Here is a 25,433-nt window from a genome sequence, read left to right on the forward strand (position 1 = left end):
GTGGGTGGTTTGGACTTCGGTAAGTGCCATTTTAGTCCTATTCGTTCGGGATTATCATTTGTGCTTTTGCCGCGCCCAGCGCCCCTAACCAACTTTTTGCATTTTCTTTACCCACTCAATTCAACTACTCCACTCAACAACCCAAACACTCCGGAACAATGGAACAGAAAAATGCCACGAACACGAGCCCACGGCCCGCCGCAACGGCCGCCAAAGCCGAAGCCCAAAGCAGCGGTGGTGCCTCGCTGTTCTCTGTGATAGTTATCATCTTGGCCTTCGTTATCAGCTACTGCGTTTACAAATTCGTGTTTGGTGATGCCAGCCACTTCCAAGGCGGCAACAACGAAAACAACCCCAACCCCGGCGATTACCTCGGTGTGGTGTACAAAGGCGGCTTTATCGTGCCGTTCCTGCTCACTATGTTCCTGTGCGTCATCACCTTCTCGATTGAGCGTATGCTCACCATTGCGAAGGCCAAGGGCTCGAAAGGCATCGAAAGCTTCGTGCGTTCGGTGCGTCAGAAGCTGAACGTAAACGACATCAACGGCGCTTTGGCCGTGTGCGACGCTCAGAAAGGCTCGGTAGCCAACGTGGTGAAAGCCGGCCTGATGAAGTACAACGAAATGGTGCGCGAAACCAACATGACCACCGACCAGAAGGTCCTCGCCATCCAGAAAGAAATCGAGGAAAGCACCGCGCTGGAATTGCCCATGCTGGAAAAGAACCTCGTTATCATCTCCACCATCGCCTCTATCGCCACCCTGACGGGTCTGCTCGGCACGGTATTCGGCATGATTCGCGCCTTCGCCGCTCTGGCGCAGGCCGGTACTCCTGACGCCGTAGCACTCGCTAACGGTATCTCGGAAGCGCTGATTAACACGGCACTCGGTATCGGTACTTCGGCTCTGGCCATCGTAGCGTATAACTACTTCACCAGCAAAATTGACGAGCTGACCTACAGCATCGACGAGGCTGGCTTCAGCATCATCCAGACGTTTGCTGGCCAGCACGGCAGCACGGCAACGGCTTCGCCCCGCTCGGTTTAATTTCCGTTCGGTCGGCGTCTCTGCTGATGCACTAAAACGCGGGGCGATTCGTTCTACGGAACGAGTCGCCCCCTTTTAACCCCACCTCGCAATGCCTAAAGTAAAACCGCACCGTACCTCGCCGTCGCTCGACATGACGCCGATGGTGGACCTGGCTTTCTTGCTGGTGACATTCTTCATGCTCACCACCAAGTTTGCCCCCGAGGAATCCGTGGTGGTGGACACCCCGTCGTCCATCTCGGAGCTTAAATTGCCCGAAAACAACGTAATTACGCTCACCGTCGACAAAAACAAGCGCGTCTTTTTTGGCGTCGACGCCAAGCAAACCAAAATCCAGGCCCTGCAGAAAGTAGGCGCGAAATACGGCGTCAACTTTACCGCGCAGCAGGCCAAGGAATTTGGCGACCTGCCCAACTTCGGCCTGCCCATCACCCAGCTCGGTTCCTACCTCAACATGGACAAGGAAGCCCGCAAGCAGGTAAACAAGCAGCAGCCGGGTGTACCTCTCGATTCACTCAACAACCAGTTGATTGATTGGGTACTGGAAGCCCGCCGGGCCAACCAGGCCATTTTCCACAAGCCTACTTACATCGCCATCAAAGGCGACGGCGATGCCGATGTACCCACGGTACAGCAGGTAATCAAGGTGTTGCAGGAGAAGGACATCAACCGCTTCAACCTCATCACGGACATGGAAAACAAGCCCGTTGCAACCCGCTAACATTTAGCAATTGTTACGGCTGATTCTTCAGTCTTTCACTTAAGTAAATCCCATGGCAGAAATTCAAGGCAAAGCCGACTCCGGTGGTAAGGGTGGGAAGAAGCGGGCCAAAAAAATGTCGACTAAAATCGACATGACTCCAATGGTGGACCTGGCCTTCCTCCTACTCACCTTCTTCATGCTGACCACCACCTTCGCCAAGCCCAACGTGATGCAGCTCACGATGCCGGTGAAGAAGACCGACGACGTTGAGGACACTAAAATCAAGGCTTCGCAAGCCATGACCATCATCCTCGGCAAAGACAACAAAGCGTACTACTACTTCGGCCTGAATACTCCGCTCGACAAGACGGTAGCGAAGCCGGAGCTGAAGGTTACCAATTTCTCAGCCAATGGCATTCGGCAGGTCCTGCTGGACCGCCAGCGCCAGAAGCCTGAGCCTATCATCCTCATCAAAGCCACGGAAGATGCCAAGTACAAAAACATGGTAGATATCCTGGACGAGATGAACATCACCAACCAGAAGAAATACGCGCTGGTGAAGGTGCCTCAAGACGACCTGACCCTTATTAAAGACTCAGCCTTATGATGGACAATGCGCAAATCGCCAAGGCTAGCTTAAACGACATCGTTTTTGAGGGCCGTAACAAGGCGTACGGAGCTTATGTGCTTCGTCGGTTGTACCAGCGCCACGTCACGCGGGCGTTGATTATTGCCACTTCGCTGTTTATTCTGCTGGTTGCCTTCCCGCTTATCGCTCAGTATCTGAAAGAGAAGATGCCGAAGGAGCCCAAGAAGAATCTGCAGGAGAACGTGCTAATGGACGCTCCCCCGCTGGACGAAACCAAGCCCCCACCCCCACCCCCGCCGCCTGAGGCGCCCCCACCCCCGCCGCCCAAGCTCACAACCATCAAGTTTACCCCCCCGGTGGTGAAAAAGGATGAGGAAGTGAAAAAGGAAGAGGTGCCAGACCAGGAAGAGTTGAAGGATAAGGCTGTGTCGACGGTAACCGTAAAAGGTAACACCGATGCTCCGGACCTGACCGAACTTTCGGGCGAAGGCGACAAGGTAGTTGAAGAGGTAGTAGAGAATAAAGTCTACACCTACGTGGAGCAAATGCCGCAACTGCCCGGTGGCGGTGGCAACGGTGCCATTGTTGCAGCCATTCAGAAAGCAACCAAATACCCGCCTCTGGCACTCCGTAACCAAGTTGAAGGCCGCATTTTCGTGAGCTTCACGGTGAATGCCCAAGGCGACGTTTCGGATGTGAAAGTGGTAAAAGGTCTGGGCTCCGGTCTGGACGAGGAGACGATTCGGGCGGTAAAAACGCTGCCTAAGTTTATCCCTGGTAAGCAGAACGGCCGCGCCGTTAGCGTATCGTTCACGGTGCCGATTACCTTCAAGATTCAATAACCAACCAGCATTGGCTTCTGCTAATGCTCTATAAAACCCCAAACAGTGCCTAACGGCCCAGTTTGGGGTTTTTTGTTTTCAGGCCGATTCACCTAGTGGAAGAAAAAGATGGGCAGTTAGGTATGCTTGCATACTACACCGAGCGCTAATGCGTTGTAACCGAGCAAGCCAGTGGCGGAGATGCCCCGCCCGCGTGGCCTTTGGTTTAACCCTTTCAACCTTTCGTCAGCGTTATGTCCACGCTCATCACCCTCACTGGCTCACTCGATGACATTGTCTTCGAAGGGCGCAACAAGGCCTACGGTGCATTTCAACTGCGGCGGTCGTATCAGCGCCACTTAGGGTCGGCGCTTTTTATTGCGATAACGGCCTGCTCCTTGCTCCTGCTTTTGCCGCTGGCTATTCATTACTTCTATCCGGAAGTGACTGTAAAGCCTACGACTAGCATTCCCAATGTGCTCCCAACTCAGCCGGGCAACTACGTTTTGCCCAAGACGAAGCCCTTGGTTCCACCTACTCCTGCGGCGGTACCGCCAGCGGTGACAGTAACGCCGCACTCAACGATTCAAACGCACGTGGTGCCTGACCCGGAGGTGAAACCCACGACTGCTTCGGATTTGCCGCAGGGCTTGGGTCCTGTAGGCCCCGCAACTACTGGAGCAGAAAATACTACCGGCGCTACGGGTAGCATCGGAACGGCAACGGGTACGGGTACGGGGGTAGATACGGCCCGGCCAGCTCCGGCCGCAGCACCTGAGGCAGTATTAACAGCCGAGGTGATGCCTGATTTTGTGGGTGGCCGCGCGGCTTTGCAGCGCTATTTGCAGAAGCATTTGCGCTTTCCAGCAGCGGCATTGGCCGCGCAAGCTTCGGGGCGGGTATTTGTGAGCTTTGTGGTGCAGACTGATGGAAGCATTGGCGAGGTGACGGTTCTTAAGGGCTTGGGCTATGGCACTGAGGAAGCGGCGGCCCGCGTGGTAAGAGAAATGCCCGCCTGGACGCCGGGCCTGCAAAACCATCGGCCAGTAGCCGTTCGCTTCACCCTGCCCATTACGTTTCAGTTCGAATAGCCCTGTTATCTCAACCCTAGTCAACCCTGGTTTAGCGGCGGTGTTTCTGTTTCAGTAATGTGTCTGAGATGCCGAAAGTTGGTCGCAGCTATGAAAAGCGGCTAATTTTCGGCTCTTTTGTGGGCTGGTTTTGGGGGAAGAATAAACCGGCCGAACCTTTAAGGCCGGTTTTTCGGTTTGTATCATCTCTATTTCTGCAGTAATCCGTTTATGCTCAACCTTCCCACTACTGAGGAGCGTCTTGGTAAGTCGCCTCAGCGACTGGTGCGTTACTTTGTGTTGCTGATGGCCCTGGTGTATCTGGGCCTGGGAATTTGGCTCTGGTACACGGCTGATACAGCTTCGGGCGGCGGCATTATTCAATTGGGGCCTACGGCGCGGCGTGTGCTGGGCTCGGTTTTCATTCTCTACGGCCTGCTGCGGTTTGGCCGGGGTTACCAAACCCATTTCCGTACTAAACCTACTGTGGACGACCATGATTAAGCCTGTTCAACTTCTAACTACTGGTGCTGCCGTGGTGCTGGCCAGCGCGCTAGCGGTGGTTTCCTGCAACGGTCCGGGCTCGCCGGGCGCTCAGGACACGCCCACCAGCGGCACGGTAGCCGTTAGCGTGGACGAAACCTTCGCCCCCATTCTTCAGGCCCAGATAGATACGTTTGCGAAGCTGTACCCCAATGCTCATGTGAAGATGAGCTTCCAGCCCGAAGAAAAGGTGATGCTAGACCTTATCAACGACAAGGTGAAGCTGGCGGTGGTGTCGCGGGAGTTGAACGCCGAGGAAAAGGCCGATTTCGCGAAGCAGACCATTGTGCCGACAACGACGCGCATTGGCATCGATGGGCTGGCCATCGTGCTCAATCGGAACAACCCGGATTCGCTGCTGACCGTGGCACAGCTGGCCGACATCTTCACGGGCAAAACCAGTAAGTGGACTCAGATAAGCGGCAAAAAAAGCCTCACCGATATCAATGTGGTGTTTGATGCCAACCGCAGCAGCACCGCCCGCTTCGTGCGCGACTCGGTGACGCGCGGCGCGGCCCTCACTACCCGCGTATTTGCGGCTACTTCGAATCCGGCACTAATCGACTATGTAGCCACGCATCCCAACGCCATTGGTGTAGTAGGCGTGAACTGGATTTCGGACCGGGACGACCCCGCCGCGATGAAATTTGCCAACAAGGTGCGCGTGGCCAGCATTACATCGCGCCCCAACCCCAAGCCGAACGACTACATCCAGCCCTATCAGGTGTATTTGGCTGAGAAGACACCGGAGCAGATGGCTGAGCACCCCGAGTTGCAGAACTACCCGCTTCGGCGCAACCTTTACGTGATTAACCGGGAAGCCCGGGCCGGGTTGGGCACGGGGTTTGCATCCTTCGTAGCTGGGAAGAACGGACAGCTGATTTTCCAGAAATCGGGCTTGTTACCTGCCCAGATGCAAGCCCGCATCATGGTTACGCCTAAACTGTAACCGCATTTCCCGCGTACCTCATTTTCATTGCTTTTTCATCCATTTCCCCATCCCATGAGTTTCAAGCCCTGGAAACAGCCGCTGCTCGCCGCCTTCGTAATGGTAGCAGGCACTACGGCGGCCACCGCCCAAAACATTCAAACTGCCCAGCGCGACATCGAGTTGGGCCGTTACAACGCCGCTCGTGCGGCTCTACGTCCTGGCTCCACGCCCGAGGCTGCATTTGAGCTGGGGCGTCTGTACCAGATGCGTGACATGCCGGATTCGGCGGCTTTTTTCTTTAACAAGGCCGCTGGCGCTACCCCTTTCGGCCAGGTAGCTGCCGGCCGTGCGCTACTGGCTAAAGGACAGACGGGGCCTGCCGAAGCACAGTTTGAAGCTGCTGCCAAAGCAACCAAAAGCAAAGACCCCAAGGTGCTCACGATGATTGCGCAAGCCTACGGCGAGTCGGACGTGAAAGACATCAGCAAAGCGCAGACTTACCTCACGGCGGCCCAAACAGCCAACAAAGGCAAAGTAGACCCAGCCCTGATGGTGGCCCGCGGCGATGTATTCCTGCTCACGGACCAGGGCGGTGGCGAAGCCATGAACAGCTATGACCAAGCCGTAGCCGCCAACCCCAGCTTTGCTCAGGCTTATTATAAGAAAGGCGCTTTGAACGTGCGTTCGCGCAACTTCAACGCTGCCCGCGAAAGCCTGAACAAGGCCGTGGAGCTTGACCCCAGCTACGCACCGGCCTACCGGGAGCTGGCCGATATGTACTACTATGCCGGTCAATATGACCTGGCTCTGCAGAACTTCAAGAAGTATCAGGATTTAGCTGAAAATTCTTCGGCCACGACTGCACAGTATGCTTCGTTCCTGTACCTCACCAAGAAGTACCCAGAAGCATTAGTTGAGGTAAATAAGGTATTGGCCAGCGACCCCAAAAACCTCACCATGAACCGCCTGAAGCCCTATCTGCTGTACGAAACCGGCGATTTTGCTGGCGCAGGGGCTGCGATGGACAATTACATGAAAATAGCTCCTGCCGATAAAATCATTTCGGAGGACTATGCCTACTCGGCCAAAATCATGAGCAAGACGGGCAAAGGTGACGAGGCCGTTGCCATGATTGGTAAAATCATTGCCAAAGACCCTTCGAAAGCTTGCGACTTCCAGAATGACTTGGCAACCATTTACGCCAACAAGAAGGACTACAAGAGCGCTGCTAACGTGTATAGCTACAAGCTCAAAAACTGCAAAGGTGACCTCACCGACCAGTTCCGCTTGGCAACTGCCTTAACTGGCGACAAGCAATACACCCGCGCTGATAGCGTGTACAACATCATCCTCACGGCCAAGCCCACGTACGCGCCAGGCTACCTGGCACGGGCTCAGGTAAATAACAGCCTGGACCCCGAAGGTAAAAAGGGTTTGGCTAAGCCTTACTACGAGAAGTACATCGAGTTGTCGAAAGCCGAGGGGGCTGACCCCGCAAAGTTCAAGGCTGGCGTGATTGAAGCCAACGGCCAGTTGGGTATTTACAGTGCTACGGCGGGTGACAAACCTGCTGCCATTCGCTATTTTGAGCAAGTGCTGGCGGCTGACCCAACCAACAAAGGAGCTGAGGATAACATCAAAATCCTCAAGACGCCGGCCAAAACCACTACCACGAAGAAAACCACCACTACGACCGTTAAAAAGAAATAACGCGTTGTGTGAACGTAAAAAGCCCCGATGTGAAGACATCGGGGCTTTTTTTGTGCGCTTGCTTAAGCATTCTGTGCCCAGTTGCGCCATTTTTCGAGTACCGAGGTAAAATCCTCAGGAAGCTCGGCTTCAAAGAACAGTTGCTGCCCCGAAGTGGGATGTACGAAGCCTAGTGAGCGGGCATGGAGGGCCTGCCGGGGCATCAATTGAAACGCATTCTCGACAAAGGCGCGATAGGTACCGGTATTCTGGCCCACCCGAATGCGGTCGCCGCCATAGGTAGCATCCGAGAATAAGGGGTGGCCAATGTGTTGCATATGGGCCCGAATCTGGTGGGTACGCCCCGTCTCAAGCACACAACGTACGAGCGTGACGGGGCCGAAGCTTTCCAACACCTCATAATGCGTCACAGCGGGCTTGCCTTGCTCGCCACCGGGGTAGACGGCTTGCACCTTGCGGTCGCGCACACTACGGCCTATATGGCCCGTTATAGTGCCCGTAGGGCCAGGCGGCGTGCCCCATACCAGCGCCAGGTAGCTGCGCTGAATGGTATGGTGAAAAAACTGGTTCGACAGATGCGTCATGGCGAACTCCGTTTTGCCAATGACCAGCAACCCGGAAGTGTCCTTATCGATGCGATGAACCAAGCCGGGCCGAATCTCGCCATTGCGGCCCGTGGGCAGGTTGGCGAGGTGGAACGCCAGCCCGTTCACCAGCGTGCCCTGCCAGTGGCCATAAGCCGGGTGCACGACCAAGCCCGCGGGCTTATTCACGATGAGCAATTCGGCGTCTTCGTAGCGAATATCCAGCGGCATCTCTTCTGGTACCACCTTGCCCTCGCGGGGCGGCTCGGGCAGCGTGATGGTGATGACATCCTGCGGCTTGACGCGGTAGTTGGGTTTTACTGGCTCATTGTTCACCTCTACGGCCGAGGCCCGAATGGCTTCCTGCACCTTGTTGCGCGACGTATTGCGCAGCCGGTTGTGCAGGAATTTATCGATGCGCAGCAGTTCCTGGCCGCGGTCCACCACAATGCGGTGGTGTTCATATAGCTCATCCCCTTCCTCATCGGGCCCTATGCCCAGCAATTCATCGTCCAGCTCGTTTTCCATTGGATTCTACACAACACGGCATGAAAAAAGCCGAAGCGGAGGCTCCGGCTTTTCCTGGTCGCAGCAGCGGCCATTCAGGCATTACTTGGTTTTGATTTTGGTCTTGGTCGGCGTCGCGGCTTTGTTCACTGCCGGCGTTGTTGTGGGAGCCGAAGTTGGGCCCGACTTGATGGGTGCAGCAGCGCCGGGCGTGATGCCCATTTTCTTCAGCACCAGGTCCGAAATATCGCCCTCTTTGGGGGCGTGTAGCAGCAACGGGCTGCCACCGCCATCGGAGTTGAACACGTAGGTGAAGCCATTCTCATCGGCTACCAGGTCGATGTTCTTCTGGAGCTTGTCGAGGGCCGGCTTCAGCAGCGTCTGCTGCTTCTGCTGCAACGACTGCTGGGCGCTCTGCTGGAACTCCTGAATAGACTGCTGAAGCGTTTGCAGTTCTTTTTGCTTGTCGGCTTTCACTACGTCCGTCATGGTCGCTTCGCCTTTCTGGTAGGCTTCGCCTTTGGCCTGGTAGTCGGCGTACTTGCTTTTCAGCTGCGCTTCCAGCTGCGTGTTGTAAGCCTTCAGGTCCGACTCAATCTGCTTGCTCTCGGGCATCTGAGCCAGCACGTACTGTACGTCGGTATAACCAATTTTCAGGGGGGCCTGGGCCTGCGCGGAAGTGGCAGCCAGGGTTCCGGCGGTCAGCAGAGCGGCGGCGAGCGTCAGACGAAAAATTTTCACGAGATTCATCAAAAAGAAAAAGGGTCAGAAAAATGTTGGGGCAAAGGTAATTACTTCTTTTTGGTGGAGCGCACTGGCTTGGCCGCAGCCTTGGTGCCTGGGGCCGGCTCCGGCGTCCCCGAGTCGGACTCGAAGTTAGGGTCGACCGGCGTTTTGGGCGGGGCCACGGTTTTCAGCGGGCCTTTGGGGCCGGGCTGGTTGCGGTCCTCCGCACCCAAACCCAGTTCTTCGAGCACAAATTCCGTGTAATCGTGCGCCGGATTGGTATACAGCATGGTGGCGTCGCCCGACTTATCGAACACCACGGCTAGCTGTTTTTTCTTAGCCACCTTTTCCACAGCCTCAAATACTTTGTCCTGCACCGGCTTATTAAGCTCCTGGCGCTTTTTGAAAAGCTGGCCTTCGTAGCCAAACTGCCGGTTGCGGTACTCCTTGATGTCCTTCTCCTTTTTCAGGATTTCGTCCTGCCGCTTCTTCTTCATGGCCTCAGTCAGCACCACTTCCTCAGCCGTGTAGTTGTGGTAGAGCTTGTCGAGGTCCTTTTGTTGCGCCTCGATTTCCTTCTGCCACGTGTCCGACAGTGTGCTCAGCTCCAGTTGGGCCTTGGCGTATTCGGGCATCTTGTTCATGATGAACTCCGAATCGACCCACCCAAACTTTTGAGCGCGGGCACCCGATGCCCCCATCAGCAACAACAAGGCCAGCAGCAGGCCACCAAAATTCTTCATACCGAGGAAACGTGAAATGTTGCCCGCTAGTGCCCGGCTAGCGAATCTGCTGGCCAATGATGAAGTGGAAGTGGTTCGGGTCGCGGGCACCGGCGTTGTTCACGCTGGGAATCACCTGGTCGAAGCCGTGGCCAAAGTCAAACCCCAGCAAGCCAAAGGCCGACATGAAAATGCGGGCGCCAACGCCAGCCGAGCGGTACAGCTTGTAGGGGTTGTAATTGGTGTAGGAATCAAAGGCATTGCCGGCTTCGGCAAAGGCCAGCACGTACACCGTGGCGGCCGGATTCAGGCTCACCGGGTAGCGCATCTCCAGCACGTACTTGTTGAAGGCAATGCCGCCGGCCTGGTTGGCCTGGGCCGTGGGGATGGCGAAGGTGGCGCCGGGGTCGTCGTAGCCGCGCAGGCCTACGTAGTCGGTGCCCACCAGGAAGTTGCCGCCGCCGTTATAGCCCAGGCCGGCGCCGCCCATTTTAAAGCGCTCAAACGGACCAATTTCGCGGTTGGAGTTGTAGCTGCCCAGGTAGCCAAAGTGGGCACGCGTGTTCAGCACCAGCTTGCCCACGATGGGCGTAAACCACGAAGCATCGAAAATCCACTTGTGGAATTCTATCCACTGGTTGTTGCTGGGGTGGTCGGGGTTCAGCAGCGAGTATGGCGGCGTCAGGTTCACGCTCAGGCTCAGCGAAGAGCCCCGGCGCGTGTAAGTCGGGTTGTCAATACTGTTGCGGGCCAGCGTAGTGTTCAGGGTGATGTTGTTGAACACCCCCGTAGCGGCACCTGCAATAACCGCGTAGTTCTGCGTCTGGTACTGGCTATACGACAGGGAGTTGCTAAGCGTAAAGTAGTCATCTGGCACCCGCAGCTGGCGGCCCAGGCCCACCGTGGCACTGTTCACCTTAATAAACTGGTCGTTGGAAGCATCCAGGGCCGCGCCAGTGCGCTGCACGCTGTGGTTTAAGCTGAAGGAGAACGAATTGGGCCGCCGTCCGCCCAGCCATGGCTCGGTAAATGACAACGAATAAGCCTGGTACTGCACGCCGTTGGCCTGCACGTTCAGGGCCAGGCGCTGCCCATCACCGGCCGGCACGGGCGTCCAGTTGCGCAACGTCCCGGCTTTGCGCAGCGAGAAGTTATTAAATACCAGGCCCACCGTGCCGATAAAGCCGGCATAGCCGCCCCATCCACCTGAAAGCGTCACCTGGTCCGAAGGTTTCTCAACTACCGTGTAGTTGATGTCCACGGTACCATCGGCTTGGTTTGGCACGGGGTTGATGCCGATTTTTTCCGGGTCGAAGTAGCCCAGCGTGGCAATTTCACGCTGTGAGCGAATGAGCAGTTCGCGGTTGAACTTGTCGCCGGGCAGCGTGCGCAGGGTGCGGCGCAGCACGTGGTCGCTGGTTTTGGTATTGCCCGCAATGTTGATGTCCTTGATGTGCGCCTGCACACCCTCGTTCAAGCGCATCTCGATGTCGATGGAATCGCCTTCAACCTTGGTTTCGACGGGGTCGATGGTAAAAAACAGGTACCCATCGTTCAGGTACAGCGATGATATATCCTGCCCGGTAGGATTGTAGTTCAGGCGCTTATCCAGGGTTTCTTTGCTATATGGGCTGCCAGATTTAATACCCAGCACATTAGCCAATGTTTTGTCGTCGTAGAGGTAGTTGCCGCTCCAGGTAATGTGGCGGAAATAGTATTTTCGCCCTTCGTCTATCTTAATGCGCAGCGCCAAGCCTTGGTCATCCCGAATTAAGGTATCGCTCACAACGGCAGCATCACGGTAGCCTTCGCCGTTGTAAAACTCCACGAGTTTCTTCTTGTCCTCTTCGTACTCACTGCGCTGGAACTTACCCGCAGTCAGGAATTTATACGGCTTGCGCTCCTTGGTTTTTTTCAGTTTACCTTTGAGTTTACGGTCTGTGAAGGCCTTGTTGCCTTCAAAGGCAATGTCGTGAATGCGGATTTTGGAGCCTTTGTCCACATCGATGCGCACGGCCACACTATTGGCCAAAGCCGAATCGGCTACCTGCACAATATTCACTTTGGCATCTAGGTAGCCTTTGTTCACAAAGAACTTACGCACCTGGGTCCGCGTGTTGTTTACCAATGCATCGGTCACCACCTTGCCCCGAATCAGGGAAATTTTCTTGGTCAGGTCTTCCGTCTGGCCTTTACGAATGCCCGTGAAGGTAAATTTCGACAAGCGAGGGCGTTCCTTCAGGTTATAGTCCAGAAAAATTTTGTTGCCTTCCGTACGGGCAATGGTCACGCTCACGTCACCCAAAATGCCTTGGGCCCACAGTTTGCGAATGGATTTGCCAATTTCTTCGCCCGGCACCATAATAGGGTCGCCTACCCGCAGGCCCGTCAGGCTGATGAGGGTATTGGGGTCGAGGTAGCGAGCGCCGCTCACGGTAATGCCACCCAACTCGTACTTCTTGGGCTCATCGGCTCCGCCGGAAACGGCCTGTTGCGCTTGCGCTGGCCGGCTTACCAAGCCACCAAGCACCGCTAAAACCAGGACACACCTTACAAATAAACTACGCACAATAAGCATTACAAAGAGTTAAGATACAGTGATTTGCTCACTGGTTTTGCCAAATCGCCGCTCGCGGCGCTGGTAAGCCCGAATGGCCTCCCGGAAATGCTGCTTCCGAAAATCCGGCCACAGCAAATCGGTAATATATAGCTCGGTATAAGCCAGTTGCCACAACAAAAAGTTACTGATGCGCTGTTCGCCACTGGTCCGTATCAGCAGTTCAGGGTCGGGCATTCCCGCCGTAGCCAGGTAGCTTGCCACCGTAGTTTCTTTCACATCGGCGGGTTGGAGCTGGCCGCTGGCCACGTCGGCCGCTAAGCGCTTCGCGGCCTGGGTCAAGTCCCAGCGGCCGCTGTAGCTCAGGGCCAGCACCAGCGTCATGCGGTTGCCCTCCTTGGTTAGCTCCTGGGCTTCGGCCAGCTCGCGCTGGCAGTTTTTCGGCAGGGTGCTGATGTCGCCGATAGCCTCCAGCCGAATGCTGTTTTTAAGCAGCGTGGCCGTCTCCTGCCTGATGGTATGTACCAGCAACTGCATCAGCGCCATCACCTCTAGCGCGGGCCGGTTCCAATTTTCGGTCGAAAACGCGTACAGCGTCAGGTACTGCACCCCCAGCTCGGCGGCGACCTCCACGGTTTCGCGCACTGCCGTGATGGCACTCTGATGCCCGAACACGCGCAGTCCGCCCCGCTGCTTGGCCCAGCGTCCGTTACCGTCCATGATAACAGCCACATGGGCGGGAATATTCTGAGTATCTATTTCGGCGTTGCCGGTCATCCTTACGGTTTCTCTAAAAGAGGTCGCAAGTTACGGAAATGGTTGCATTTAGCACCCAAACACCGTTCAAGCCCCTGCCGCTGGCCAGCACTCTGCCTTCCACCACATCCAACTTTTTATACCCAAGCTGCTATTTTAGCAGCTTAACGTTCTTCTTGTACAAGTCAGGGCACCGTATTTTGAAGAAAGTGTACGACAGGCTAACGCCACTATAATAGTACCAATCTTTGTCGTTTGGGTTCACCAGCAACGGGTCTTGGTCGGAAAGATGGTCAAGCTCGTCGGTAAATGTTTTGCGGACTCCAACTTCCAACCCCAGATTAATGTGCTCTGACAAGGCATATTTTAAACCCGTGCCGGCCGGAATGGATATTTCCAGTATGCTGCCCTTGCGATTAAAAGACTGTAGCGCATTGTTATTGCTCACAGTAGTCGTGTTGGCATAAAACACGGCCAAGCCGGCAAATAGATAAGGCGTAAAATGCACTTTATCGGTTCGATAGTGGTAGTCCATGAAATTGTACTCCACTGCCCCTGACGCCTCTGCCACACTGCCCTTGGTATTGGCTTGCCGGTAGGCCTGAAGCGGAGGCACGCTTCCATTCACTCCGTTTACGTTCCCATCATCGGCCCGCAGAAAGCCGGCCATAACAGCGGCGCGCAACGTGATGGGTACCGAGACGTCCTTGCGGTAAAAGGCCGTGAAAGCCGGGCGGCTGTTTTGCAATTGGAACTCAGGCGAAATTTCTCCCCGGTAATTGGTAGCTCCAATGCCAATGCCCAGCTCGCTGGTGTTCTGGGCGTTGGCAGTTGCGCAAAAAAACGCACTCCCCGCCTGCAAGCTGCAAACGAGGAGTGCGCGGTAAAAACTTGAATTTATCATCTAGACTAAACTGGCTGCTGAAATGTGGATGGCTCAGCCAGTGGCCGCTGGCTAGCGGAATTTCGGGTTCTTGATTTTTGGCGTCAAGATGTAGTTCAGCGTTACGCCCGTAACGATGTACCAGTCGGTTTTATTGCCGGCATCACCGCGCTGTTCGCCTGCATTCGTGAAGCCGGGGTATCCCCCCTTGCCTTCGAGTAAGCTCTTGGTGATGTCGTGGCCAAAATAAGTTGCTGCACCAGGGGCCAAAGAAGATACAGGGGCATATTTGCCGCCTACGTCGTCGATGTAGTCGGTGAAGGTCTTGCGCCAGCCAATTTCTAAGCTAGCGTCAAAGTTTCGGTTGATGCGGTAGCGAATGCCACCACCAAAGGGGATGGAAATTTGCGTCTTGCTGTAAGCAGTAGCCTGACCTTCCGTTTTCAAGGGCTGAAGGTCAATAAATTGCCCATTGGTTAGCCCCGAAGCTGGTGATGCACCACGAACTTCGCCTTTCGGGTTGTTGTAGAAACCCGCTACGCCAGCAAATACATACGGCACAAAGTCCGGACGCTTGAGGTAGTTGTTGCGGTTTTCGATAAGGTCGACAATCACAACACCGGAAGCTTCGAACAGGTCATTCCGGAAGTTCATGTTGCGGTTGTTTCGAAAACGGCCATTCGGGTCGTTCGCATCAGCTGCCAAGGCGTCATCGCCGGAGATGCGGCCGTACATCAGGCCGAAGCGGCCCGAAACACGAGGGAAGAAGCGGCGGGTAATTGATACGCCAGCGCCGGCACGGGTAGCGCCAGGACGCAAGCTGGTGAAGCTGGTCGTTGGCGTTACGTCACCGAAATAGTTCATGGCGTTCAGGCTGAAACCCACGGAATTATATTGCTTCCGCTTGCTGAACTGTTGGGCATCTGCTTCCGGCGTAGCCATTAGGGCCAGGCCGAGCACAAAGGCCGTAGAATACGTGAAAATATTTTTCATAAGGCAACGAGTATGATGATGCGATGGTAAGTGGTGAAGCCAGTGCAGGAAATGCGCAGTTTCAGACGAAGACAAAAGTAGGCGTTATTGGGAACTAAAAAAATTTTGGCAAATCTTTTAAGAGAAAAACTTTAACTGTTATATCTGAATTCCCGCCGGATTGCGACGGTCCAGACCCCAATTTAGTTTACTGCGCAAGGTACTGAGGAAGTTAACGTGATTGAGTTTTACGAGCCGAGCATAGAAAGTTTCGCGGCGAACGGCAATCTGGACGGAAGCATCGACGGGTAGCGAGCGGGAATCGAGCGAAAGCATGTAGCTGGTGCTACGGCCTTCTATCTCGAAGGAAATGACGCTTTGGTCGGACACCACCAATGGACGCACATTCAGATTGTGGGGACATACGGGAGCAATAATAAAATTGTTTGTCTGGGGAAGCATTACCGGGCCACCGCAGCTGAGCGAATAGCCTGTGGAGCCCGTGGGCGTGGCCACTACCAAGCCGTCGGCCCAATAAGAATTCAGGTATTCGCCATCGATATAGGTGTGCACAACAATCATGGATGAAGTATCGCGCTTGAGGACGCTGAATTCGTTGAGGCCAAAATTGAGGCTGCCGAAAACGTCGGGGTCGGTATCGACACGAATCAGGCTGCGGTCTTCGATGGTGAAATGGCCTTTGTAGAGGGCATCGATGGCTTGGGTGATGCGGTCGGGGGTGACGGTGGCCAAGAAGCCCAGGCGGCCGGTATGAATGCCGAGAATGGGAATTTGGAGGCTGCCGACGTAGGTAACAGTGTCGAGCAGGGTGCCGTCGCCGCCGATGCTGAGCACGTATTGGACGCCGCGCAGGGAGTCGCCGCGCCGGAACTCGGTGGTGCCCTCGGGCAGGCGCAGGCGGTTGTCGAGGAAGGTGCGAAAGGCTTCGCCGATGCGCACTTCGGCCCGGCGAGCGGCCAGGTCGTCGAGCAGGGCCTGAATGGCCGGGGCCGCCTCATCGTCGAAGGGCTTGCCGAGAATGGCGATTTTCATGCGGACAGGGAAGCAGTATGCGGAGCAAAATGTGCGATTACGCAACAATTAAACAATCAGGGGGCAGTGCGGGGGCCGTCAAATAGGGAATTCGGCTCGAAAGAAATAGCCGGTTTGGCCTAATCCGTTGAGCGTGTATTCTGCCGTAAACACCCGGTCGTAGTACGTGACGAGGTGCAGGCCGAGACCTACGGCGCTGAGCAATTGATTGGGAAGCTTATTTTGGGGCAACGGGTGGGGGGCTACCACATAGCCGGCATCGGCAAAGATATTGAGGTAGAGTGCGAGCGGTACGGTATTGATTTTGGGATTGTCGATGGCGGCGAGGCGAATGGCCTGCGGGCGGAGCAGTGAATAGGAAACGCCTTGCTGCACCAGGCCGTAATGACGGCCGTCGACAACGTACTCGTCGTAGCCCCGCACGAGGTCGTTGTAGCCCAACGCCCGGGAATCAGCATAGGCCTGGCCACGCGTGAGCCGGGTCTGGCCATTGAGGCCGATGCTGTAATAAAATTTTCGCCCTAGCGCTAAATAACGGGCGTAGCTCAGGTGCAGCGTAGTGAGGCTGGGGGTGTTGCCGTCCAGGAAAACGCGGTGCGTGAGCTGGGCCTGGGCGTAGTGGCCGGTGAGGGGGTAAGCAAATGTGTTGCGCTGGTTGCGGGTGCTGGTGAGGGAGAAATCGAGGAACTCGCGGGTGGTGCGGCCCAGGAAATAGGCGGGGTTATAATAATTAACGGAGTCGCTAATCTGCTCGCGGTGATAGGACACGTCAACGGCCGTGAGAAACTGAACGGTGTGGCGGAAGCGTAGCCCGGCCGTGGTGTAGAACCGCTGAATCGGAAATTCCTCGTCGGCACGGAAGGGCTTGAGGCGGTCGGCCAGGGTAATATAGTCCAGCGAATGGCTTTGGTAGAAAGACCCGCCTACGCCAAAGCCTAGGCGGCGGTAGCGCCCCAGGCCGGGCGCTTCGTAGAACAGCTCGTATTTGCGGTTGAAGCCCAATTGGAGGTTGCCGATAAGCTGCTCGTTGCGGCCCCGAAAGTTATTCCGGACCACATGCAGGCCATAATCGACGCGGCGCCAGCGGTCGGAGCGGTCGAGCCAGGAGCGCAAATTGCGGTCGGCCAGCGAAAGGATGGGCACGGGAAAAGTGTACCACCGCTCCTGCACGCCAAACACAATGAGCAGGCGCCCGCTACTTTCGCAACTGGACTGCACCACCACGGCGTGAAATAGCTGCAGGTTGAACATGCGGCGGCGGTTGGCTTCGAGGCGGGCAGGAAGGTCGGCGAGGGAAAGGGTATCGCCTTCGTGAAAATCCAATTCGGCCCGCAGGATACGCTCTTTGGTCACGGCGTTGCCCACAAACAGAATGGTGCCAACGGCTGCCCGCTCCACGCCGGGGCAGGCCACTACGCGCACAAGCGTGTCGGAAGGAGCCACCACGGGGCGGAGGTGGCGCGGCAGCGTATCGGTGGGCGCCTGGCCAACCCATGCGCTGGCCAATAGCACCCGCAAGGCAAGTAGAATCCCTAACACCCGCTTTTATACACTCAGGTACCGCAGCAGGGCATCGTAGCGCTCCTGCTCGTCTTCGCTGGCGACGGCGGTGCCGCTAAACTGGGCCGTTACGACGAAACCAAACCGCTCCAGCGTGGCCGTAATACGGGACAGGTTGTCCGTGTTCAGCTTCAAGGTGAGGCGGATGCGGTAGGGGTCGATTTCGTCCTGCGCCACGAGCGCACTCATGATTTTGGCGTTGTTTTCCTCCACGTAGCGGCTGATTTGGGTGAGCGAATAGTCGCGCTCCTCCATGGTGAGGACGATGATGCCGCCCTGCCCACCGGCCGGCTGCTGCCCAAAAGCAGCCAGTGCATCGGCAATGGTGACGACGCCGGCGTACTCGTGGCGCTCGTCCACCACGGGCACCAATTGAATCTTGTTTTCGATAGCCAGCTCCATCACGCGGTAGAAGTGCTGGTCGGGGCGCACGTAGGCTTCGGTATAGCCCAGCGGAAGCTCTGAAAGCAGCGTTTCGGGGTCGTCGAAGTCGGCCAGGTCGGCTTCGGTGACGAGGCCGCGGTACTGCCTATTGTTGAGCACGGGCAACTGGGCCACGTGAAACTCATCGAGCCAGCGCGCCGCTTTGCCCGCTGAATCGGTGCCTTTCAGGGGCGGAATCATTTCATTGAGTAAGTCTTCGGCGAGCAGGGCGGGCATATGCTTAATTACTTAATGATGGAGTATAACGGCGGAATTTGGTGGAAGAATTTGCTGGAAGAAATAAAATAAAACAGCACCGGGTGAGGTGATAGAACAGTGAACAACAATCGGGCCGGCCAAATGATATCGGCTGTTTAGGCGGCAACGGCTGGCGTGGCCTCGGTAATACGCAAAAACCGACGCAGGTAGCCATTGAAGCCCGCGGGGCGCTCCATCATGGGCGCGTGGCCGCAGTGGTCGAGGAACCGCAGCTCGGCGTGGGGCAGCAGCCGGGCAAACTCGTGGGCCACGGGGGGAGGCGTGATGGTATCGTTCAGGCCCCAGACCAGCAGCGTGGGCACGGTAATTTTCCCCAATTCCTTGCTGAGATTGTGGCGCTGGGCCGAGCGCGCAATGGCAATGATGCGCAGGCACTTGGCGTTGGAATTGGTGATGTTAAACACCTCGTCCACCAATTCCTGCGTGGCTACTTTGGGGTCGTAAAATGTGTAGCCGACTCGTTCCTGCACGTAGGCGTAGTTGCCGCGCTTGGGAAAGGAGCCGCCCATGCTGTCTTCGAACAGGCCACTGCTGCCGGTGAGGACCAGGCGGCTGACACGGCCGGCATTCTTAAGGGTGTACACCAGCGCAATGTGGCCGCCCAGCGAGTTGCCCAGCACGGTGAAAGCCGGGGGCAGCCGGAGCGCCGTGACAAAGCCTTCGACATAGGTAACCAAGCCGGGCACGCCCGCTTGCGTGAGGGGCATGTCGTAGACGGGCAGCAGCGGAATAATGACCCGGTAATCGGCCGAAAACTCGTCCACTACGTCCTGCCAATTGCTGAGCGCGCCGAACAGGCCGTGCAGCAGCAGCAGCACCGGGCCCTGGCCTTCGTCTACGTACTCGTACCCTTGCTGGTGTTGGCGGCGCAGTTCCATGTGTCGTTGTCGGTTGCAGGCGGTGAATTGCAGGCCGTTGCGGAATGTTTAGGAATGCCACTCATCAACCGACCGCCAGCAACCCACAACCATTAAGAAGCGGTTTTGGCAATGATACAACAACGAAGCCAATTGGCCAAAATTGCCAGTCCGTGCGGGGTCAGCAAGGCTTCGGGATGGAACTGGACGCCGTAGAGCGGCAGGGTGCGGTGGCGGAGCGCCATCAGCTCGGGACCGGGGCCGGTGGTATGGGCCAGCGGCACCAGCTCGGGCGGCAAAGGCTCGCGGAGAATGAGCGAGTGGTAGCGGGTGACCAACTGCGTGGCCGGAAGGCCGGCAAAAAGCGGCTCGGTGGGGTCACAACGCATTTCGGTGACCTTGCCATGCATGGGCCGCGCCGCCCGCACCACCCCGCCGCCGAAGAACTCGCCCAGCGCCTGGTGGCCCAGGCACACGCCCAGCATGGGTTTCTCCCGGTAGTACTGTCGAATCAGAGCGGGCATTATGCCGGCCTGGGCGGGGCTGCCGGGACCGGGCGACAGCACCATGCCGTCGAAAGCCGCGACCTGGAGTTCGGCCAACGCCACGTCATTGCGCCGCACCACCACTTCGGCCCCCAGCTGACGCAGGTAGTCGGCCAGGGTGAAGGTGAACGAGTCGAAATTATCGAGCAGCAGCAGGCGCATAGCTGGAACTGGAAGAGAAAAATAACCGAGAACGTCATGCAGCGCGCAGCGAAGCATCTTGCCGTCTACCACTAATCAAGTGGATTACTTCGGCACACGAGATGCTTCGCTGCGCGCTGCATGACGTGCTTTTAGCTTCACCCCTTCATAAACGCGGCCTTGATGCGCACCAGCAAATCCTGGGCAAAAGGCAGCACGTAGCCGGTGATTTGCAGGGCCATAGGCGTGGCCAGCTGCACAATGGGCAGCACCTGCGAGCCAGCCACCAAGCCGGGCGAAAGCAAGTGCAGTCCGGCCAGCCCGGTGCCGTGCAGCAACAGGCTCAGGCCCAGTATCCATTTCAATACCCCGGCGGCCCCGCCGAGCAAATTATCGAGTACGCCCAACGGCGTGAGGTGCACAGCCGTTTTGAGCAGGCCGCCGAGCAGGTGCACGCCCCACATAATGGCCACGAAAACCAGTGCGAACGACACCAGCGGGAGCATGCCGAAAGCATCGCCCACGTAGTGCCGCACCAGCGGCACGGCCGCCGACAGCAAGCTCAATCCGCCCACCACGGCTAGCACAAACGCCAGCAACGACACCACTTCCAGCACCAAGCCGCGCCGGTAGCCCTTCACGGCGCCAATGCCAAGCGGCAAGAGCAGCAGAATATCGAGGGCAGTCATGTTTTTAATGAGGAACGAAGAATGAGGCATGAAGAATTACCCTAATGACAATTCTTCATGCATCGTTCTGCATTCCTCATTGGTTTACAGGTTCGTGTTGTTGAGCAAATGGCCGATTACGTCGGAGATGCGCTTGCCGTCGGCCTGGCCGGAAAGCTCGCGGGCGGCCACGCCCATTACCTTGCCGAGGTCAGAAGGGCCCTGGGCGCCCACGCGCTGAATGATGTGCACCAGCTTCTCCACCAAGTCGGCTTCGGAAAGCTGGGCGGGCAGAAAATCTTCGATGATGGCGAGTTCGGCCAGTTCGTTGGCTTCGAGGTCGGAGCGGAATTGCTCTTTGTAGATGGCGGCGGCATCGCGGCGCTGCTTGGCGGCCTTGTTGAGCAGCTTGAGCTCGGCCTCGCGCGTGAGGGCCGCGCCGTGGGCGCCCTCGGCGGTTTCGGCCAGCATAATCTGCGATTTGATGCTGCGCAGGGCAGTGAGACGCACTTTGTCTTTGGCCAGCATGGCTTGTTTGATGGCAGCGTCGATGGTGTCTTTGAGCATGGGAAGTTATTTAGGGTATGGGGGTAGGCGGGTAGGAGTTGGAGGAAGGCGTAATTTCGCCCCGAAGCTACGGCCCCGACTGTCATCCTGAGTGCAGCGAAGGACCTTGTCACAATGGAGCTGCTTTCCGTAACATAACCAGTACAGGCGCGATAAGGTCCTTCGCTGCACTCAGGATGACAGCCTTGCCCGGCAACTCCTGCCCGCCTACCCCATATCCGCCTGTCCTAAAAAATGACCAAGCTCAGCGTTAACATCAACAAACTGGCTACCCTGCGCAACGCCCGGGGCCACAACCGCCCCGATATTCTGCAAGCGGCCCGCGACATCGAGCGGTTTGGGGCCGAAGGCATCACGGTGCACCCCCGACCCGACGAGCGCCACATCCGCTACCAGGACGTGCGCGACTTGAAAGCCCTTGTGACCACTGAGCTGAACGTGGAAGGCAACCCCACCCCCGACTTCCTGGACCTGTGCCGCGAAGTACGCCCCGAGCAGGTGACGCTGGTGCCCGACGCCCCCGACGCCATTACTTCCAATGCGGGCTGGGACGTGGTTACGCACCAGCAGTTCCTGCGCGAAGTAGTAGCCAATTTGAAGTCTATCGGGTGCCGGGTCAGCATTTTCCTCGACCCCGACGTACACTTGGTCGAAGCCGCCGCAGCTACTGGCACCGACCGCATCGAACTTTACACCGAAGCTTACGCCCGCCACTACTTCGCCGACCGCGAAGCGGCGGTAGCGCCCTACCGCGCCACCGCCGCCCGCGCCGGCCAGTTGGGCCTGGGCGTGAACGCCGGCCACGACCTCGACCTCGACAACCTGGCCTGGCTGCACCAGCAGCTGCCGGAGCTGGCCGAAGTCAGCATCGGCCACGCGCTGGTGTGCGACGCCCTGTATCTGGGCCTGGAAAACACTGTGCAGCTCTATTTGCGGCAATTGAAAGCGTAATCGGGCGTTTTCTCGAACGTCCTGCTGAGCGCAGCCGAAGCATCTCGCGTGCAACAGTAATTCATTTACTTGCGCAGTAGAGATGCTTCGGCTGCGCTCAGCAGGACGGGCTTATTTACTATTTCCCAGTAACAACTTTTTCATGCCCCGCCACCCCCTCGCCGAATTTCAGGCCCTGCCCTACCCCATTCTCGATGTGCGGGCGCCCATTGAGTTTGCGCAGGGACATGTGCCGGGTGCGCTCAACCTGCCGCTGTTTACCGACGAAGAACGGGCCCGCATTGGCACAACGTATAAACAGGTTAGCCAGGAGAAAGCCGTGCATCTGGGGCTGGAATTTTTCGGACCCAAAATGTCGACCATGGTGAAACAGGCCAAAAAGCTGGCCCCCGGCAAGGAAGTGCGGCTGCATTGCTGGCGCGGCGGCATGCGCAGCGGGGCCGTGCTCTGGCTGTTGGAACTGGCGGGCTTCAAGGTGCACCTGCTCGATAAGGGCTACAAGGATTATCGCCGGGCGGTGCTGGCATCGTTTGAGCAGCCCCGGCAGTGGCGCGTGCTGGGCGGCCTCACGGGCAGCGGCAAGACCGATGTATTGCACGCCTTAGCCGCCGAGCCCCACGGGCAGCCGGTGTTGGATTTGGAAGGCCTGGCCCACCACAAGGGCTCGGCATTCGGTGCGATTGGCCAGCCGGCCCAGCCCACGCAGGAACAGTTTGAAAATAACCTGGCCGCCGCCCTGGCCGTGCTGCCTGCCGATGCGCCCGTTTGGGTGGAGGACGAAAGCCGGCAAATTGGCCGCCTTACCATTCCACCGGCGCTGTTTGCGCAGTTGCGCGCGGCCCCGCGCTGGGTGCTGGAGGTGCCCCGCGCCGCCCGCGTGGCCAAACTAGCTGCCGAGTACGGCGCCGAAAACCCCGCCGAGCTGGCCGGTGCCATCGAGCGGCTGCACAAGCGCCTGGGCGGCCTGGCTACCCAGCAGGCGCTGGCCGCCATCGAAGCCGGCGACTTTACTCAAATGGTAGAGTTGGTGCTCGACTATTATGACAAAACGTACACCTACGGTTTGGCGCAGCGCCCCAATGAGCCGGCCTGTACCTTCGTATCAGTAGCTGACTGCGACCCGGTGCAGAATGCCGTTTTTTTACAGCAAACTCCCGGCCCCCTGGCTCCCAAGTAGTAGAAAGTGCGGTAGGCTGGGCAGGTGCCTATTTGCATTTTTTCACTGCCTGTGGCTGCTGGTCCTGCCGCTTGCTTCGCTGTAAGCATCCGGCCATTATCTTTAGTTTGTCAATCACCCCATTTCCCTGCTTCTTATTTCCCAATTTTTTCCCTCACCCATGTTGAAAACACTACAAACCCGGCTGAAACGAGCCGGTCGGTGGCTGCCCGTGGCGTTGCTGCCCCTGCTGCCGTTTGCGGCACAAGCCCAACAGCTGGGCTACGCCCCGTCCACTGCCGTGAACGTGGCTGGCACGTACACGGACCTCGGCACGACCGGTACGGCCATCGCCACGGCCAACAACGACGACGCCAATTCGGCAGCGCAAGGCATTGGTTTCACCTTCACCTACAACGGAACCGCCTTCACGCAGTTCGTGCTGAGCACAAACGGCATGATTAAGCTGGGAAGCACGGCCCCGTCGGCTGCGAACCTGTTTATCTGCAATGTGGTGGGCTGCACCAATGTGGACCCGTTGCCCAGCACCGACCCCGCAAACGTCAACCTGATAATGCCGTTCAACTTCGATTTGGAGCCCGGCACGGGTACCCCCGAGTACCGGGTGGCCACCACCGGCACCGCGCCCAACCGGGTGTGTACCATTCAGTGGAAGAACGTGAGCGACAAATCGGACGCCTCCCCGTCCAATAAGCAGTACCTCAATTTCAGCTTTCAGGCCAAGCTTTACGAAACGACCAACAACATTGAATTCGTTTACGGCACCGCCACCCCCTCGACTGCCACGGCGGTGAGCCGTTTCCCCAATGTGGGCATCAAAGGTTCGGGCAGTGGGGCGGGCCAGGACGTGCTGGCCAGCAAAACCACCGGTGCCGGCGCCTGGACCACCACCACTTTCATCACAGGGACTTACCCTGGCTCGACCCACAACTTCCGCAATGCCGCACCGCCCGACGCCGGCCGCACGTATCGCTTCGCCCCTGGCACTGTGACGCTGCCGGCTAACGACGACTGTGCTGGCGCCATTGCCCTGACGGTGGCCGGTTCCTGCACCAACGTGACTGTTAACAACGGCTTGGCCACCGCTTCGACGGGCGCTCCGGCGCTCACCTCCGCAGGCTGCTTCGCGCCCACTCTGCCCATCGGCAACGACTTGTGGTACACGGTGGTGGTGCCAACCAACGGTACGGTCACGGTCACTACCAGTGCCATTACGGGCTCGTCAGTGGACGATACCGGCTTAATCATCTACTCCGGCACATGCAGTACCCTCACCGAAATCGGTTGCAATGACGCCATTGCTGCGCCCAACAACGAATTCTCGAGTGTGACCGTCACAGGCCGGACCCCGGGCACAACGCTTTACGTTCGGGTTTTCACTTACCCTGGCACAGCCGCAGGTCAGTTTGGCATTTGCGCAACTACTCCTACGCCCATTGATGCCGGCGTAAGGCAGGTATACACGCTCACGAAAATTCCAACTCCGCAAGGTCTGCCGCATGCCGTGAGTGCATTGGTGACCAATGACGGGACGAGTGCCCTGACGGGGATTTCGGTAACGTTGAACGTGACGGGTGCCAATACCTTCACCAACACGCAGACGGTGGCCTCACTGGCAGTGGGAGCTTCTACTACCGTTACGTTTGCGCCATACGTGGCTACCGCCACGGGCACGAATACGGTAACGGTGGCGGTGGCTGTAACCGGTGACGGCAATAGCGCCAACAACTCGGTGAGCGTTAGCCAGGCCGTTAACACCTCTACTTACTCTTATGCTGATTCGACGGTTCCCTCCTCGTCGGTAGGCTATCCGCCTTCTGCCACGTTGGGCGACGTGGCCTTCTTAAACCGCTACAAAGCCAGCGGCACATCGCTCAACGTCACGCAGGTGCGCGCTTTCTTGGTAGAAGCTGGCACTGGTGCCTCCAGCAGCGTGGGTAAAACCGTCTACGCCGTCGTGCTCAACCCCACCACCGGCGCCGTGCTCGGCCGCTCGCCCAACTACGTCATCACAACTGCCGATGTAGCGGGCACCGGCTACACGTCCTTCACCCTCAGCACGCCCGTGGCGGTCCCTGTCAACACGGACTTC

The 25,433-nt window shown here is 57.4% G+C and carries 25 protein-coding genes; 11 read left to right on the forward strand and 14 right to left on the reverse strand.

Going from position 1 to position 25,433, the window contains the following annotated elements; all coding sequences use genetic code 11:
* Nucleotides 1-158 precede the first annotated feature (158 nt).
* The 8 genes from JKL48_RS14645 (at nt 159) to JKL48_RS14680 (ending at nt 7,413) form a co-directional block, all read left to right on the forward strand.
* Entirely contained in the window at nt 159-1,046 is an 888-nt protein-coding gene (locus tag JKL48_RS14645) for a MotA/TolQ/ExbB proton channel family protein (protein WP_201983730.1), read from the forward strand.
* A gap of 91 nt (nt 1,047-1,137) precedes the next feature.
* Nucleotides 1,138-1,767 (forward strand): ExbD/TolR family protein, encoded by a 630-nt coding sequence (locus tag JKL48_RS14650; RefSeq protein WP_201983732.1) that lies wholly within the window; start codon nt 1,138-1,140, stop codon nt 1,765-1,767.
* 52 nt (nt 1,768-1,819) lie between these two features.
* Nucleotides 1,820-2,356 carry an ExbD/TolR family protein gene (locus JKL48_RS14655; RefSeq protein WP_201983734.1) on the forward strand — a complete coding sequence of 179 codons (537 nt, stop codon included), beginning with the start codon at nt 1,820-1,822 and terminating at the stop codon, nt 2,354-2,356.
* 77 nt (nt 2,357-2,433) lie between these two features.
* A complete protein-coding gene (locus JKL48_RS14660; protein WP_317191942.1) occupies nt 2,434-3,180 on the forward strand; it encodes an energy transducer TonB in 747 nt (248 codons plus the stop codon).
* Between the two features lie 233 nt (nt 3,181-3,413).
* Nucleotides 3,414-4,250 (forward strand): energy transducer TonB, encoded by an 837-nt coding sequence (locus JKL48_RS14665; RefSeq protein ID WP_201983737.1) that lies wholly within the window; start codon nt 3,414-3,416, stop codon nt 4,248-4,250.
* Between the two features lie 210 nt (nt 4,251-4,460).
* On the forward strand, nt 4,461-4,733 hold the full coding sequence (locus JKL48_RS14670) for a hypothetical protein (RefSeq protein WP_201983739.1): 273 nt from the start codon (nt 4,461-4,463) through the stop codon (nt 4,731-4,733).
* Complete coding sequence (locus JKL48_RS14675; protein ID WP_201983741.1) at nt 4,726-5,721, forward strand: PstS family phosphate ABC transporter substrate-binding protein; 996 nt, start codon at nt 4,726-4,728, stop codon at nt 5,719-5,721. The genes JKL48_RS14670 and JKL48_RS14675 overlap by 8 nt, the downstream gene beginning before the upstream one ends.
* Before the next feature lie 54 nt (nt 5,722-5,775).
* Nucleotides 5,776-7,413, forward strand: coding sequence for a tetratricopeptide repeat protein (locus JKL48_RS14680; protein ID WP_201983744.1), 1,638 nt, complete (start codon nt 5,776-5,778; stop codon nt 7,411-7,413).
* 62 nt (nt 7,414-7,475) lie between these two features.
* Here JKL48_RS14680 and JKL48_RS14685 read toward each other — a convergent pair whose 3' ends face one another.
* The 14 genes from JKL48_RS14685 to JKL48_RS14750 all read right to left on the reverse strand — a co-directional run bounded on the left by JKL48_RS14685 (nt 7,476) and on the right by JKL48_RS14750 (nt 21,213).
* Nucleotides 7,476-8,525: an RluA family pseudouridine synthase gene (locus tag JKL48_RS14685; protein ID WP_201983746.1), complete on the reverse strand. Its 1,050-nt coding sequence runs from the start codon at nt 8,523-8,525 to the stop codon at nt 7,476-7,478.
* An 81-nt stretch (nt 8,526-8,606) separates the two neighbouring features.
* Nucleotides 8,607-9,245, reverse strand: coding sequence for an OmpH family outer membrane protein (locus JKL48_RS14690; RefSeq protein WP_317191943.1), 639 nt, complete (start codon nt 9,243-9,245; stop codon nt 8,607-8,609).
* Between the two features lie 50 nt (nt 9,246-9,295).
* A complete protein-coding gene (locus JKL48_RS14695) occupies nt 9,296-9,973 on the reverse strand; it encodes an OmpH family outer membrane protein (RefSeq protein ID WP_201983750.1) in 678 nt (225 codons plus the stop codon).
* A 37-nt stretch (nt 9,974-10,010) separates the two neighbouring features.
* Complete coding sequence (gene bamA / locus JKL48_RS14700; protein WP_201983751.1) at nt 10,011-12,530, reverse strand: outer membrane protein assembly factor BamA; 2,520 nt, start codon at nt 12,528-12,530, stop codon at nt 10,011-10,013.
* A 9-nt stretch (nt 12,531-12,539) separates the two neighbouring features.
* Nucleotides 12,540-13,286 (reverse strand): isoprenyl transferase, encoded by a 747-nt coding sequence (locus JKL48_RS14705; RefSeq protein WP_201983753.1) that lies wholly within the window; start codon nt 13,284-13,286, stop codon nt 12,540-12,542.
* 130 nt (nt 13,287-13,416) lie between these two features.
* Nucleotides 13,417-14,169 carry a type IX secretion system protein PorG gene (gene porG / locus JKL48_RS14710; protein ID WP_201983755.1) on the reverse strand — a complete coding sequence of 251 codons (753 nt, stop codon included), beginning with the start codon at nt 14,167-14,169 and terminating at the stop codon, nt 13,417-13,419.
* A 51-nt stretch (nt 14,170-14,220) separates the two neighbouring features.
* A complete protein-coding gene (locus JKL48_RS14715; protein ID WP_201983757.1) occupies nt 14,221-15,141 on the reverse strand; it encodes a DUF6089 family protein in 921 nt (306 codons plus the stop codon).
* 138 nt (nt 15,142-15,279) lie between these two features.
* Nucleotides 15,280-16,173 carry an NAD kinase gene (locus tag JKL48_RS14720; protein ID WP_201983760.1) on the reverse strand — a complete coding sequence of 298 codons (894 nt, stop codon included), beginning with the start codon at nt 16,171-16,173 and terminating at the stop codon, nt 15,280-15,282.
* A 78-nt stretch (nt 16,174-16,251) separates the two neighbouring features.
* On the reverse strand, nt 16,252-17,685 hold the full coding sequence (locus JKL48_RS14725) for a BamA/TamA family outer membrane protein (RefSeq protein WP_317191944.1): 1,434 nt from the start codon (nt 17,683-17,685) through the stop codon (nt 16,252-16,254).
* 33 nt (nt 17,686-17,718) lie between these two features.
* On the reverse strand, nt 17,719-18,393 hold the full coding sequence (locus JKL48_RS14730) for a CBS domain-containing protein (RefSeq protein ID WP_201983774.1): 675 nt from the start codon (nt 18,391-18,393) through the stop codon (nt 17,719-17,721).
* A 137-nt stretch (nt 18,394-18,530) separates the two neighbouring features.
* A complete protein-coding gene (locus JKL48_RS14735; RefSeq protein ID WP_201983775.1) occupies nt 18,531-19,313 on the reverse strand; it encodes an alpha/beta fold hydrolase in 783 nt (260 codons plus the stop codon).
* Nucleotides 19,314-19,405: 92 nt separating this feature from the next.
* Nucleotides 19,406-19,999: an anthranilate synthase component II gene (locus tag JKL48_RS14740; protein WP_201983777.1), complete on the reverse strand. Its 594-nt coding sequence runs from the start codon at nt 19,997-19,999 to the stop codon at nt 19,406-19,408.
* Between the two features lie 137 nt (nt 20,000-20,136).
* Entirely contained in the window at nt 20,137-20,697 is a 561-nt protein-coding gene (locus JKL48_RS14745) for a CvpA family protein (RefSeq protein WP_236668815.1), read from the reverse strand.
* A 54-nt stretch (nt 20,698-20,751) separates the two neighbouring features.
* Nucleotides 20,752-21,213, reverse strand: coding sequence for a GatB/YqeY domain-containing protein (locus tag JKL48_RS14750; RefSeq protein ID WP_201983779.1), 462 nt, complete (start codon nt 21,211-21,213; stop codon nt 20,752-20,754).
* Nucleotides 21,214-21,447: 234 nt separating this feature from the next.
* Between JKL48_RS14750 and JKL48_RS14755 the strand changes: the two genes are divergently transcribed.
* From JKL48_RS14755 to JKL48_RS14765, 3 genes are all read left to right on the forward strand, one after another.
* Nucleotides 21,448-22,164 (forward strand): pyridoxine 5'-phosphate synthase, encoded by a 717-nt coding sequence (locus JKL48_RS14755; protein WP_201983781.1) that lies wholly within the window; start codon nt 21,448-21,450, stop codon nt 22,162-22,164.
* 142 nt (nt 22,165-22,306) lie between these two features.
* The gene (gene mnmH, locus JKL48_RS14760; protein WP_201983782.1) at nt 22,307-23,341 is read left to right on the forward strand and encodes a tRNA 2-selenouridine(34) synthase MnmH; all 1,035 of its coding nucleotides are present in this window, start codon (nt 22,307-22,309) and stop codon (nt 23,339-23,341) included.
* 160 nt (nt 23,342-23,501) lie between these two features.
* The coding region (locus JKL48_RS14765) for a hypothetical protein (RefSeq protein ID WP_201983783.1) at nt 23,502-25,433 on the forward strand (1,932 nt) is incomplete at its 3' end.

It is taken from the genome of Hymenobacter rubidus, assembly GCF_016734815.1.
GTDB lineage: Bacteria > Bacteroidota > Bacteroidia > Cytophagales > Hymenobacteraceae > Hymenobacter > Hymenobacter rubidus.